General features: G+C 70.4%; 19 protein-coding genes. 8 read left to right on the top strand and 11 right to left on the bottom strand.

Translation table 11 applies throughout. The features are described from left to right. The first annotated feature begins 53 nt into the window (after positions 1-53). From BSZ37_RS14435 to BSZ37_RS14425, 3 genes are all read left to right on the top strand, one after another. Positions 54-389, top strand: a complete 336-nt coding sequence (locus BSZ37_RS14435) for an EF-hand domain-containing protein (protein WP_095511231.1) — start codon at positions 54-56, stop codon at positions 387-389. 219 nt (positions 390-608) lie between these two features. Beyond that, positions 609-887 carry a hypothetical protein gene (locus BSZ37_RS22105; RefSeq protein ID WP_095511230.1) on the top strand — a complete coding sequence of 93 codons (279 nt, stop codon included), beginning with the start codon at positions 609-611 and terminating at the stop codon, positions 885-887. Positions 888-962: 75 nt separating this feature from the next. Continuing rightward, on the top strand, positions 963-1,463 hold the full coding sequence (locus BSZ37_RS14425) for a GreA/GreB family elongation factor (RefSeq protein WP_095511229.1): 501 nt from the start codon (positions 963-965) through the stop codon (positions 1,461-1,463). A gap of 65 nt (positions 1,464-1,528) precedes the next feature. On the opposite strand, the gene BSZ37_RS14420 is transcribed toward BSZ37_RS14425, so the two are convergent. Genes BSZ37_RS14420 through BSZ37_RS14400 form a run of 5 tightly spaced genes read right to left on the bottom strand, consistent with a single transcriptional unit; the run spans position 1,529 to position 3,566 of the window. Beyond that, entirely contained in the window at positions 1,529-1,732 is a 204-nt protein-coding gene (locus tag BSZ37_RS14420; protein WP_095511228.1) for a hypothetical protein, read from the bottom strand. A 38-nt stretch (positions 1,733-1,770) separates the two neighbouring features. Then, entirely contained in the window at positions 1,771-2,127 is a 357-nt protein-coding gene (locus BSZ37_RS14415) for a hypothetical protein (protein WP_095511227.1), read from the bottom strand. Next, on the bottom strand, positions 2,124-2,534 hold the full coding sequence (locus BSZ37_RS14410; protein ID WP_095511226.1) for a hypothetical protein: 411 nt from the start codon (positions 2,532-2,534) through the stop codon (positions 2,124-2,126). The genes BSZ37_RS14415 and BSZ37_RS14410 overlap by 4 nt, the downstream gene beginning before the upstream one ends. 34 nt (positions 2,535-2,568) lie before the next feature. Continuing rightward, the gene (locus tag BSZ37_RS14405) at positions 2,569-3,273 is read right to left on the bottom strand and encodes an EcsC family protein (protein ID WP_095511225.1); all 705 of its coding nucleotides are present in this window, start codon (positions 3,271-3,273) and stop codon (positions 2,569-2,571) included. A gap of 11 nt (positions 3,274-3,284) precedes the next feature. After that, complete coding sequence (locus BSZ37_RS14400; protein ID WP_179299658.1) at positions 3,285-3,566, bottom strand: polyhydroxyalkanoic acid system family protein; 282 nt, start codon at positions 3,564-3,566, stop codon at positions 3,285-3,287. 136 nt (positions 3,567-3,702) lie between these two features. On the opposite strand from BSZ37_RS14400, the gene BSZ37_RS22685 reads away from it, so the two are divergent. Beyond that, positions 3,703-4,278, top strand: a complete 576-nt coding sequence (locus BSZ37_RS22685; RefSeq protein WP_095511223.1) for a gamma carbonic anhydrase family protein — start codon at positions 3,703-3,705, stop codon at positions 4,276-4,278. 4 nt (positions 4,279-4,282) lie between these two features. Here BSZ37_RS22685 and BSZ37_RS14390 read toward each other — a convergent pair whose 3' ends face one another. Next, positions 4,283-4,591, bottom strand: coding sequence for a hypothetical protein (locus tag BSZ37_RS14390; RefSeq protein ID WP_095511222.1), 309 nt, complete (start codon positions 4,589-4,591; stop codon positions 4,283-4,285). A gap of 333 nt (positions 4,592-4,924) precedes the next feature. Between BSZ37_RS14390 and BSZ37_RS22680 the strand changes: the two genes are divergently transcribed. From BSZ37_RS22680 to BSZ37_RS14380, 3 genes are all read left to right on the top strand, one after another. Continuing rightward, positions 4,925-5,047: a hypothetical protein gene (locus BSZ37_RS22680; RefSeq protein WP_281253035.1), complete on the top strand. Its 123-nt coding sequence runs from the start codon at positions 4,925-4,927 to the stop codon at positions 5,045-5,047. Between the two features lie 153 nt (positions 5,048-5,200). Then, the gene (locus tag BSZ37_RS14385) at positions 5,201-5,794 is read left to right on the top strand and encodes an NfeD family membrane protein (RefSeq protein WP_095511221.1); all 594 of its coding nucleotides are present in this window, start codon (positions 5,201-5,203) and stop codon (positions 5,792-5,794) included. A gap of 26 nt (positions 5,795-5,820) precedes the next feature. Beyond that, on the top strand, positions 5,821-7,353 hold the full coding sequence (locus BSZ37_RS14380; protein WP_095511220.1) for a flotillin lipid rafts scaffold protein FloT: 1,533 nt from the start codon (positions 5,821-5,823) through the stop codon (positions 7,351-7,353). 360 nt (positions 7,354-7,713) lie between these two features. On the opposite strand, the gene BSZ37_RS14375 is transcribed toward BSZ37_RS14380, so the two are convergent. Next, a complete protein-coding gene (locus tag BSZ37_RS14375; RefSeq protein ID WP_095511219.1) occupies positions 7,714-7,980 on the bottom strand; it encodes a hypothetical protein in 267 nt (88 codons plus the stop codon). Between the two features lie 66 nt (positions 7,981-8,046). Here BSZ37_RS14375 and BSZ37_RS14370 point away from each other — a divergent pair, with 66 nt between their 5' ends. Beyond that, positions 8,047-8,547, top strand: a complete 501-nt coding sequence (locus BSZ37_RS14370) for a gluconokinase (protein ID WP_218830509.1) — start codon at positions 8,047-8,049, stop codon at positions 8,545-8,547. Here BSZ37_RS14370 and BSZ37_RS14365 read toward each other — a convergent pair. From BSZ37_RS14365 to BSZ37_RS22100, 4 genes are all read right to left on the bottom strand, one after another. Next, positions 8,544-9,074 carry a hypothetical protein gene (locus BSZ37_RS14365; RefSeq protein ID WP_095511218.1) on the bottom strand — a complete coding sequence of 177 codons (531 nt, stop codon included), beginning with the start codon at positions 9,072-9,074 and terminating at the stop codon, positions 8,544-8,546. The genes BSZ37_RS14370 and BSZ37_RS14365 overlap by 4 nt on opposite strands. An 81-nt stretch (positions 9,075-9,155) precedes the next feature. Continuing rightward, entirely contained in the window at positions 9,156-9,974 is an 819-nt protein-coding gene (locus tag BSZ37_RS14360; RefSeq protein WP_095511217.1) for a DUF1206 domain-containing protein, read from the bottom strand. Positions 9,975-10,025: 51 nt separating this feature from the next. Beyond that, the gene (locus BSZ37_RS14355) at positions 10,026-11,132 is read right to left on the bottom strand and encodes a glycosyltransferase (protein WP_095511216.1); all 1,107 of its coding nucleotides are present in this window, start codon (positions 11,130-11,132) and stop codon (positions 10,026-10,028) included. Beyond that, entirely contained in the window at positions 11,129-11,731 is a 603-nt protein-coding gene (locus BSZ37_RS22100) for a polysaccharide deacetylase family protein (protein WP_179299656.1), read from the bottom strand. The genes BSZ37_RS14355 and BSZ37_RS22100 overlap by 4 nt, the downstream gene beginning before the upstream one ends. Positions 11,732-11,784 lie beyond the last annotated feature (53 nt).

Below are 11,784 nucleotides of genomic sequence, written 5' to 3'. Positions count from 1 at the left end.
CGGGCGGACCGGGCGGTCGTCCAAGGGCGCTCACCCACCCGCCCCGCACTCCCATGCGCGCATTCATTCTTGCTCTCGCTCTCTCCCTCCCACTCGGTCTCGCCGCCTGCGCCGACAGCCCACAGGAGGAGGCCTACGAAGAGGGCGCCCCCGTCGGTGACCGCGAAGACGTGATCGGCGACGGCGAGATCATCGACGAGCCCGGGGAGCCCGACGCTGACGTTCTCGGCGACGGCTTCACCTCCTACGACACCGACGCCGACGGTCGGCTCTCGGAAGCCGAGTACGACACTGGCATCGGCGACACCGATTTCGGGACCTACGATACCGACGGTGACGGCTACCTCACCGAGGACGAGTACGGCGCCTACGAAAGCACGACGATGTAAGTCAAGGTCTCCCGACCCGTCTTGCGGGGCGTCCCATTCGGGGCGCCCCGCTTGTTTGTCGGACATGTGGGGCGGCTCCTTGGAACCGCATGGGGATTCTCCTGTCCAAACCCTTCGAGGCCCTCGGGCCTCGCGTCGGCGAGCACCCTCGCCGACCCAGGTTGGTCCGCGCTATCGCTCGCGCGGCCAGCCCTCACCCACTCACCCACACCCAGAGTCATGCGCGCATTCATTCTTACGCTCGCCCTCGCGGCCCCTCTCGCCCTCGTTGGTTGCCAGTCCGAAGAGGCTGACGCGATCGAGGACCAGGGCGAGGCCATCGACGAGGCCTACGAGGACGCCGGTATGGACGACACCGGCGACGCCATCGAGGAGCAGTACGACGAGGCTGCCGAAGAGGTTGACGAGGCCATCGAGGACGGCGCTCCGGTCGGCGACCAGGAGGACGTCATCGGCGACGGCGAGGTCATCGACGAGCCCGGCGAGCCCGAGATGTAGGCCGACGGTCTTCTCGTACGAGGCGTCCTCCGGGTTTCCGGGGGGCGCCTTTTTTGTCTCCTATCCCACCCCGTTTTGAGCCGAGCCTTTGTCAAGGAAGGAGCCCCTGAGGTCCCCATCGTTATCCCTCCGCGCCCGCCGCTCCCGGCCGGCGTCCCGAACTACGTCACGCCCGCAGGGCTGGCGGCGCTCCGGGCGGAGAAGGCCGCCCTCGAACGCAGCCGTGCCGAGATCGATGCGGAAGACCCGGACGCGTCCCGCGAGCGCGAACTTCTGACGGGCCTCCTCGGCCAACTCGTGGAGCGGATCGCACGGAGTCAAGTGGTGGACCCCGCCAAGATCGGCCGGTCCGACATCCGGTTCGGGGCGACCGTGGTCGTCCGCGACGCAGACGGCGAGGAGCGGACGGTCCGGATCGTCGGCGTCGACGAGGCTGGGACGGCCGAGGACGCGGTCGCGTTCACGTCCCCATATGCCCGAGCGTTGACGGGCGCGAAGGCGGGGGACACGGTCACGCTGAAGACGCCGGCCGGCGAGACCCCACTCACGGTCGTCTCCATCCGCTACGGCGCCTAAACGCACGAACGGCCGGCGACCGAGGCCGCCAGCCGTTCTGGACGAGAGGCGTTCAGGTGACCTGTCTAGTGCGGGTTGAGCGCGGTGCCCGGCGTCTCATCCCCCGGGACGTCGTTGACGTCGTCCGCCACCTCGGCGTCGCTGTCAGGGGAGTCGTCCGAGAGGTCGGGGGCCGCGTTGACCGTGCGGAGTTCGGGGTCGCCGGGCGTGTCGCCGGTCTCGGTGGAGATGCCCTCGATCTGGTCGGGGCGGGTGTCGTCGGAGGCCATAGCTGGAAGGAAAGAGATGGGGAAGGAAAGGACGGCGGCTAGGCGCCGAGCGCGGTCGCGGCCCGGTCGAGGTTCGTCGCGATCCGCTCGAGGCGGGGCTGGACGCGCTCGTCGGGGGCCGCAGCGGCGGCTTCCCGCGTGGCCTCGGCGAGGCCCGCGATCGCGTCGGCGATGGCGCGGCCGTCGAGGCGGTCGCCCGCGAGGAGCCCGCGGAGATCGTCGAGGCCGGCGGCGACGCCGCTCAGGTCGAGCTGGTCCTCGTCGAGACAGGCGGTACGCCAGTGGTCGAGGATGCCGAGCGCAGCGGAGGGCGTGAGCGCCGTGATCGGGCCGTCGAGCGCCGCCTCGGTCTGCTCCAGCGTGACGCGGCCGGTGTCGGGGGTGGAGCCTCTCATGCCTCTGCGGTTTCGTCGGTGGTGGCGTCGGCCGTGGCGCCGCCGATGGCGCCGCCGGCGTGGCGGAGGAGCGAGCCGAGCCGCTTCAGCGACCGCTCGAGGTCCTCCGTCGTGTCCCCCGTCGTCGCCTCGGACACCTCGGCCGCCTCGGTCTGCTCGCCGAGGCGGACGAGGATGGCCCCGATTCGGGCGCCGTTGATGGCCTCGCCGACGAGCGACTGGTGGAGTTCGCCGAGGCCCGCCGCGATGGGGCGAAGGTCCTCCCGCTCGGTCTGCTCGATCTTGCGTTTCCAGTCGTCGATCTTGTTGATGGCCTTGGAGAGTGGGATCTGTGCGAGCCCACGCTCGAGGTCGTCGACCGTCGCGGCCACCTCGGCGGCCTCAGTCTCGTTGGGGATGTTGTCCATGGAAGAGGGGAGTGGCTAAGAGAGAGGGGAGGGGCTACGCCTCCTCGCCGGTGGGCGAAGGGACGATGCCGGAGGGGAGGCCGTCGCCGGACGACGGCGGGAAGCCGGGTGCGTCGGGCTCCTCGATGCCGCCAAAGAACTCGCCGCGGGCGGCCTCGGCCACCTTCAGCGTGACGTAGCCGTCGGACGCGGCGCCGATGAAGCCGCCGACGAGCGGGATGCCGCGGAGGAACTTCCGCTTGACCTGGCCGCTGACGACCTTCTTCGCGCCCCACTTCGCCGCCCCGACGGTGCTCGAGACGACGAGGTTGAGCCCACGCTCGGCCAGCTTGAGGCCGACGCGGTCGATCGTCTCCTGCTCGGGGTCGCGGGCCGGATCCGCGGGGCCGGACCCCACGAGGCAGGACAGAACCCGTTCCCGAGTCGCTGGGAGACGCGGGTCGTGTCCGGCGAGGGCCGCGATCGACGCGGCCATGTGGAGCTGGACCGACGCGACCGCGGCGAGGTTGGCCGGGAGCACGACGGGCAATGTCAGCCACCCGCCGAGGCCGCTCACGAACCCGGCCGAGGCCGACAGCGCGACGTGACGGCGGACGAGACGGTCGACCTGCTCGTCGAGGGAGCCCCCTCCGAGTCGGGCGTCGGCCGCGCGCGCCTCGGGCGTTCCGAGCCCGGGCACGCCGTCGAGGACGGAGGGGTACAGGCGGTCGAGGACGAACCGGCGGACGGTGGTAGACATGGGAGCAGGGGTCAGGAGAGGGGGGCGAGGCGGTCGAGTTCGGCCTCGATCTCGCGCTTCAGCAGCCGCTTGAACGGTCGCGCTCGAAGACCGAGCGTGGCCACGACGCGGAGGTCGTGCGGGCCCGCCTCGAGATGACCCGTCACGCCGCGCCCCTCGACGAAGACCGTTTCGCCCTCGCGGCGAGTCGACACGCCGAACTCCTCTCGGAGCCGGCCGGCCACCTCGTCCACGGCGCGGCGAGCGGCGTCGAGTCCGAGGGCGTGGGGGCGTGAGAGGACGATGTCAGGCATGGCGACGGGGGTGAGCGGCGTACGCGACGCGGGCCGCAGCGGTTCGTCATTGGCCCCGGGGGAACCCCTGAGTCTCCGGATCCATGGCAGCCCGGCCCCGCTCGTCAGAGCTTCCATTCCTCCCGTCCTTGTCCCGATGACCGACTCCTTCCTCGGCCGTTCGCCCCGCCTCGGTGACGGCGTCTACATCTCCGACACCGCCGCCGTCGTCGGCGACGTGACGCTCGGCGACGGCGCCAGCGTCTGGTTCGGCGCCTCGCTCCGCGGCGACGTCCACTGGATCCGGATCGGCTCCGGATCGAACGTCCAGGACAACGCGACCGTCCACGTCTCTCGGGGGACGCACCCGTGCGACGTCGGCGCCGGCGTGACCATCGGCCACAACGCCGTCGTCCACGGCTGCACTGTTGAGGACGACGTCCTGATCGGGATGGGCGCGATCCTCCTCGATGGGTCCGTCATCGGTGCCGGGTCCCTCGTCGGTGCCGGTGCCCTCGTCACCGGAGGCACGGAGGTTCCTCCCGGGTCGCTCGTTCTCGGATCACCGGCCCGAGTCGTTCGCGGGCTGACCGAGGCGGAGGTGGGCCGGAACCGGGCCAACGCGGCACACTACGTCCGAATGGCCCGCATGTATCGGGGCGTCGACCGGCCATCGGAGAACCCCTTCTACGAGACGCACCCGGGTCGGGGTGGAGACCCGGGCGCGCCCTAGGCGCTCAGCCGCGCTTCGCCATCTCGCGCATCTCGTCATGATCGGTCGCCTTCCCGATCACGACGGTGTAGTGCTCTCCGTCGGCGTCCTGATCCCGGGCCGACGCCATCTTGATGTCGTCGCCGAAGTTCCGCTTGACGCCCTGGTAGATGCCCAGCTTCGAGCTCTTCTCGAGTGAGCGAAGGACGAGGAAGTCGCCGCTCTTCAGGTCGGAGATGCTCTCGTAGACCGGCGTGTACTTGGACGTACGGGACCCACGCTGGCGGGACGTCTTGAGGATGTTCGCCGCTTCCTTTTTGTTTACGACGTCCATGTCAAACTTCGGAGCGCTTGTGGATTTGGCCATAGAGATAGGAGGTCGATGGGAGGTGGTGAGAAGGTTCGGCAGGGCAATCTGCCAAGCGAGACGTTATAGAGACGCAGAGTCGGTTGGATCCCTTGTGGGGCGACCTCGAAAGAGTAGAGGGGAAGAATTGACGCCCGAAGTCAAAGCCTAGGCGGGTCACCGGCAGAGATCGCGAGCGTTCAGTCACGGAGTTCGTCCGCTCAGCGGCTCATTTCGTCGATTCGCAACCGGCTGCAAGGGGAGGGAGCAATCAGGCTCGATCTTTGAGAAAAGCGCTTCCATCGTCACACCCCTCCTGCTATGACGCCCGCTCGCCTCAGCCTGATGGCCGTGATCGGCTTGGCGTGTCTCGCGTCGTCGGTCTTCCTCGCGAAGGCTCACCCGACGCCCCGGCACGCGATCCTCGACTCACTCTACATCTAAGTCGTCCGGCTCCAACCCGACCGTCCCCGATGCCGTCCTCACGGGCGGCGTCAGGGGCGCGTGCGTTCGGAGTCTCGCCGCTAGATTGGCCGGGAATGGCTCCGTAACCCCTGGCCGCTGGGGCCGTAGCCGGGTCATCCTCCCCGCGCACCGATGCCGCCCCTCTACTGGTTCTGCCTCATCGGCGGCTTCGCCGTTACCCTCGTGCTCCTCGTGGTGGGCGAGGTGTTGGAGGCGGCCCTGGACGCGCTCGACGGCGCGCTCGAGGCCCTCGACCTCGGGGACGCGTTCGACCCGCTCTCGTCCGTCGCCGGGGTGACGCTCTTCGGCGGGGCCGGCGTCTTGCTCGATACGTACGCCGGGCTGGCGACGGCCCCTGAGGTCGCGGTCGCCGTTCTCGTCGGCGTCGTGGGGGCGGTGGTGCTCCACGTGGTCTACGTCAAGCCGATGCAGCAGAGCGAGAACTCGACGGGGTTCTCGGTGCGCGAGTACGCCGGCAAGACCGGCGAGCTGGCGACCGGCGTCCCAGAGGGCGGGTTCGGCGAGGTCGTGGTCCGCATGGGCGCCAGCACCACGTTCCAGACGGCGGCGTCCTTCTCGGGCCACGCCATCCCCACGGGCACGCGCGTCGTCGTCGTGGAAGTCGACGCCGACGGCGTCCTCCGCGTCGCGCCGCTCGACACCGACGACTTCGCGGAGTCGCCGGAGCAGGTGGGCCTGCCGCCCCGGCTCCAGACGCGCGCCTAGACACACCCACTCAGCCCCCCATCCCCATGTTAGAGCTCCTCGGAACCACTGGACTCGTCGCCGTCGTGCTGATCGCGACGATCGTCGTGATCGTCGTGCTCGTCGCGAGCCGCTACAAAACGGTCTCGCCCGACGAGGCCATGATCATCACGGGCGCCGCGTTGGGGGGAAAGAACGTCCTTACCGACGAGTCGGCCCGGAAGGTCAAGATCGTCCGAGGGGGCGGCGCGTTCATCGTTCCGATCGTCCAGCAGCGAGAGCAGCTCTCGCTGCTCTCCCACAAGCTCGACGTCATGACGCCGGAGGTCTACACGGCCGAGGGCGTGCCCGTCATGACCGACGGAGTGGCCGTCATCAAGGTGGGCTCGTCGGTCGAAGACGTCGCGACGGCGGCCGAGCAGTTCCTCGGCAAGCCCGACGAGGAGCTCCGTGCGGAAGCGCGTGAGGTGTTGGAGGGTCACCTCCGCGCCATCCTCGGCACGCTCACCGTCGAGGAGGTCTATCGGAACCGAGACAAGTTCGCCCAGGAGGTCCAGTCGGTCGCCGCGCGCGACCTCAAGAAGATGGGCCTCCAGATCGTGAGCTTCACGATCAAGGACGTCCGCGACAAGAACGGGTACCTCGAGGCGCTCGGCCGGCCGCGCATCGCCGCGATCAAGCGCGACGCCGACATCGCCGAGGCGGAGGCGCTCCGGGACAGCCGCATCAAGAAGGCCAACGCCGACGAGGAGGGCCAGAAGGCCGAGCTCGTCCGGGACACCAACGTGGCCGAGGCGACCAAGGAGAAGGAGCTGAAGGTCGCCGCGTTCAAGCAGGAGCAGGACACGGCCAAGGCCGCAGCCGACCTCGCCTACTCCGTCCAGGAGGCGACGTCCCAGCGGACGGTCGTCGAAGAGCAGATGCAGGTCGAGCTCGTGCGGAAGCAGCGCGAGGTGGACCTCGAGAAGCTCGAGATCGAACGCCGCGAGAAGCAGTACGACTCGGAGGTCAAGAAGAAGGCCGACGCCGACCGCTACGCCGTCGAGCAGGCCGCCGAGGCCGACAAGCTCCGCCAGGTGCGGCGGGCCGAGGCGCGGCAGTTCGAGATCGAGGCCGAGGCCAAGGCCCGGGCGGAGGGGACGCGCGCCGAGGGTCTCGCCGAGGCCGACGTGATCCGCCAGCGCGGGCTCGCCGAGGCCGAGGCCAAGGAGAAGCTGGCCGAGGCATTCGAGAAGTTCGGCGAGGCCGCCGTGCTCGACCTCCTGGCCAAGATGATGCCGGAGCTGGCCCGAGAGGTCGCCAAGCCGCTCGCGTCGATCGGCTCCCTGACCGTTGTGGACACGGGCTCGGGCCAGGGCGTCCGCCGGATCACCGACACGGTCGCCGGGCTCATGGCGACGACGCCGGAGCTCGTCAAGAGCATCGCGGGCGTCGACCTCGCTGCCCTCGCGCAGCGTCTCACGGCCGACCGCCAGGCGCCGGCCACGTCCGCCTCGGGCGACGGGTCGACCCCGCTGGCCTCCGGCGCCGCTCCTCCCTCGCTCGTCGATCCGACCCCCGGCGACCAAGAGGGTGCGTAATTCGATCGCGTCGTGCTGGCGAGCCACCGCCGCCAGCGCGATGCTGATCCTCGTCGGGTGCGAGCCCGGTCTGCTCGTCCGTGTCGAAAACGCCGGGCCTGTCGAGCGATCAGACCTCGTCGTGACCGTGACCGGCGAGAGATACGCGCTTCCGCCGATCCCGCCGGGGGGCACGACCGAGGTCGCCGTCGAGCCGCGTGGCGAGTCTGCTGTCGCCGTCGAGAGTGGAGGGCGGACGCTCGTCGCCTGTTGCTACATCGAGCCAGCGTACCGCGGGTACGCCCATTTCCGCATCGATGGCGACTCGGCGGCTGTCGTGTCCACCCGCATCCGGATAGCGCCCTACGGTCTGTACGCTGCCTACTCCACCGGCACGATCCGTCCGTCCTCGGCCACCGTCATGCCTTCGGGCGGCGGGCTCGTGGGGAAGTCCGAGATGCTCGTGCTCCCGTCCCAACCGTTCGGGACGTAATGGGTATGGCTCCCGTGCGAGATCCCCACGTAGCCCTTCGGCGAGACCACGCTCGTGTCCGACGCCCGGAGCCCGAGCACGTCGCTCAGCGCGAAGACGACGACGACGGCAAGGACGGCGAACAGGGCGAGGCGGATGAGGCGGCGGTTGGACACGAGGCGCGGGACCGATGAGACGCCGAGAGAGTACGCACGCTCCGATCCATCGCCCGCGAACCCTCCGTGACCCCGACCCCCCGCGTCGTCCTCCTCATCGGCGTCGCGGGCAGCGGCAAGACGACGGTCGGCCGACGGCTGGCCGACGCGCTCGGCTGGGCGTTCGAGGACGCGGACGACCACCACAGCGTCGCGGCGCGCACCAAGATGAGCCGGGGTGAGGGTCTCACCGACGCGGACCGCGCGCCGTGGCTCGACCGGCTCGCGGCGCTCATCCGCCACCGCGTGCAGGAGGGGCCGCCGACCGTCCTCGCGTGTTCGGCGCTCAAGGCGTCCTATCGGGAGCGCCTCACCGCTGGCCAGCCGCGGGTGTTCGTGGCGTGGCTCGACGTGCCCCGCGGTGTCATCGAGGCGCGGCTGGCCGGGCGGCGCGGGCACTACGCAGGGGTGGGCCTGGCCTCGAGCCAGTTCGCGGCGCTCGAACCGCCGGCCGACGTGCTCCGCCTCGACGGGACCGAGCCGGTGGACGCAGTCGTCGAGACGGTCCGCCGCCGAGTCGAGGCCTAATCGTCGCCCTTGTCGCGGCGGCGCCTCTCCGCGCGCTCGTCGACCGCCGCCTTCTGGCGGTACAGGTCGAGGTAGCTCTCGACATCGTAGCGGTCGCCGTAGATCTCCTTCATCTTCTTCCAGCGGAGCTGGCAGGCGAGGCGGAACGCCGTGTCCTCTCCGTAGCGCTTGATCGAGAACGAGGTCCCGCGGGCGACGCCGGGCTCCGGGTTCCAGGAGACCGCGTAGACCTCGTGCCGGATGCCGCGTCGGTCGCGCTTGTAGGTCCGCGAGACGCCGACGACGCCGCTCGTGTTGCTCTTGTTGGACCGGATCAGGCGACGTCGCCGCGGCTTCGCGGGGAGCTGCGAGACCTCGTCGATGAGCTCCTTCCGGTACGTCGCTGCGGCTTCGAAGGCCTCGTCGCGCCCGCCCCACTTCTTGTCGGAAAACAGGCGCGAGAACGTTTTTCCGTCCCGGTACACCCGGACCTGCCACCCGTGGGTCGAGTCGGAGTCGATCCGGATGACACCTTTCGCGCGGGGCATGAGAACGGAGGGGGACACGTGGCTTAAGCTATGGGGCGTATGGCATTGTTTCAATGGGGTTTGAGAATAAGTGCTAGACCGTTACTGCCCCTCGTAACGTCGGTACCTCGCGTTTACCCAGCAATAGGCACCGTAGAGGATGAACCCGATCGCTACCAGGCCCAGCAGCCACGGGCCGTAGCTCTGCCGTTGGAGCGCCCCGAGCGCCTGGTCGAGCCCGCCGGCCTCGTCGGCGTCGGCACGGAGAGCGGCCTGGGCCATGAACGTGCCCGTCAGGACGTAGACCACCCCCCGGGCGCTCAGCCCCCACTGGCCGGCCCGCTTGATGAGGTCGCGGTGCTGGACTGCGCGCTGGTCGAGGTGGAAGTTGCTCATAAACGAGGCTCGGTAGGCCCGGACAAATTGATAGAGGCCGTAGCCGAGGAGGCCCAGCGCGAGGAGCCCGACGATCCACCGGCCGGCCGGCAGGCCAAGGAGAGTCTGCGCGCGGTCCTCAGCCCCCCCGCCGCTGCTCTGCCCGGCACCTGACACGACCCGGTAGGCCGAGTAGGCAAGGCTCCCGTACGCGACGGCACTCACGACGTAGAAGAACCGTTTCCCGGCGCCCTCGACGTCGTCGCCTTCGCCCTCGGGGTCGGTGATCGCGAGGACGACGCGCCACAGCGCGTACGCCGCGAGGCCGACGACCAGGACCCACAGGAGGACCTCGCCATAGGATTGTTGGGCGAGCGTCGCGAACGCCCCCTCCTGGCCCTCGGGGTCCTCGGGGCCGATCGCAGCGTCGAGGGCGATGACGCCGAGCAGAGCGTAGAGCACACCTTTGACCCCGTACCCGACGCGGCCGAGCGTTTCGAGGGGGTGGCGTTTGGCGTGGCGGGCGGACGAGGTGGCGGTCGACATGGGGCAGGGGAGAAGGGGAGCTACAGACGGGCCGCCCACCCCGCGGGATCCTTAGTGCCGCCGGCCCTTCCAGCCGATCTGGGGTTTGAGGACCAGGGCCGCGGGGAGCGTGACGAGGTAGCCGGTCACGAATACGACCGTCCCGAGCAAGGCCCCGAGGTGGACGCGCCCGCCTGCCCGACGCCGGAGGGCGGTCAGCGCGGCCCCGTCGCCCACGGCCTTTGCAGCGAGGGCGGCGATGGCCGCCCCCGGAGCGACGGCCAGCCCGACGAGGGGGAGCGCGTGGACGACAAACAGGAGGACGTACAACGGGAACACCCACGGGTCGCCGCTGAGCCCGCCTCGGGCCCACCGCCGACGCTGCCGGTAGGCCTGGGGCAGGCTGTCGGCCGGAAGCGACCACACCACGGCCGCCGCGTCGAGGGGAAAGCGGACGCGCCAGCCGGCCTTGGCGACGGCCTGCACGATCGTAAAGTCCTCCGTGACCGAAAAAGGCAGCGCCGGGTAGCCCCCGACTCTGAGGTACGCCTCTCGCCGAACGCCCATGTTGTTGCCCATCCCCGTCGCTGGCCGTCCCGACTCCGCCGCCGAGCTGACGGTCCCGATCAGGAGCTCCCAATCAAGCGCCTGGACCCGGTCGAACGGATGGCCGTCCCGTTCGACCAGCCGCGCGAGGCCGCACGCGATGCCGACCGTCTCGTCCGCGAACGCCGACGCGAGCGTCCGCGCCCACGTCGCGACGGGCGCGCAGTCGGCGTCGGTGATGAGGACGACGTCGGCGTCGACCGCCTCGAACGCGGTGTGGAGCGCCTGGGCCTTGCCACGGAGGTGACCCACGGGGTCCGGCACGCGGAGGTAGCGGACGGTGTGCGGCCCGCCCGCCTCGGCACGCTGACGGACGACGTCAGCGGTCCCGTCGGTCGAGTGGTCGTCGGCGACGACGAGCGTGAGGCGGCCGGCCGGGTAGTCCTGGGCCTGGAGCGCGTCGAGGCAGCGGCCGATGCAGTCCTCCTCGTCCCGCGCGGCGACCACGACGGCGACCGTCGGGAGCTTCGCGTCGGGGAGAGGCTCGATGGGAGGATGGGTTCGGATTCGCCAGGCGACGCCGAGCAGGAACGCGACGTAGCCCCCGAACACGAGGGCGAGAGCTACGGTCATGGGGCGGGGAGGAGGGGGACGGTCCACCCCGCAGCGGCGAGCCGAGGCAAGGCGAGGTCGAGCGCGGCGACGGCCCGGCGCGCAGGGGGGCCGTCGTGGAGGGCGAGGATCGAGCCGGGCCGCACGAGCCGAACGATCTCGTCCGCGAGCGCTGACGGCGACCGGGAAGGTAAAAAGTCGCCCGGCATGAGGTCCCAGAGCACGATCCGCCGACGCCCCTCCCGTGCCCACCGGACGAGTCCGGGCGTGACCCGGCCGTACGGCGGCCGGACGTCCCGGACGGGGGCGCGTACCAGCGACTCGAGGACCCGCTCGGCCCGTTCGAACGAGGCCCGGACGGCGCGAGGCGATCTCCACCCGCTCACGTGGTCGTCGCCGTGGCTCCCCACGCGGTGCCCCGCCTCGGCGAACTGGCGGACGAGGTCGGGGTGATCTTTGGCCCGGCCCGCGGACAGAAAGAAGACGGCTCGCGCATCGTGGCGTGCGAGCACGTCGAGCCAGCGCGGCGAGCCCTCCGCGTCGGGCCCGTCATCGACCGTGACGTAGAGGCAGGGCCGGCCTTCGACGTGCGTCGGCCCCCGGACGATCGCGCCGGGCACGAGGGGGCCGAGCGCGCGGGGGAGCAGCGAGTCGCGGAATCGCTGGAACGGCA

Origin of the sequence: Rubrivirga marina, from assembly GCF_002283365.1 — a bacterium.
Classification (GTDB): domain Bacteria; phylum Bacteroidota; class Rhodothermia; order Rhodothermales; family Rubricoccaceae; genus Rubrivirga; species Rubrivirga marina.
The sequence above is the reverse complement of the archived record's forward strand: the minus strand, read 5'-3'. Positions and strand labels throughout refer to the sequence as shown.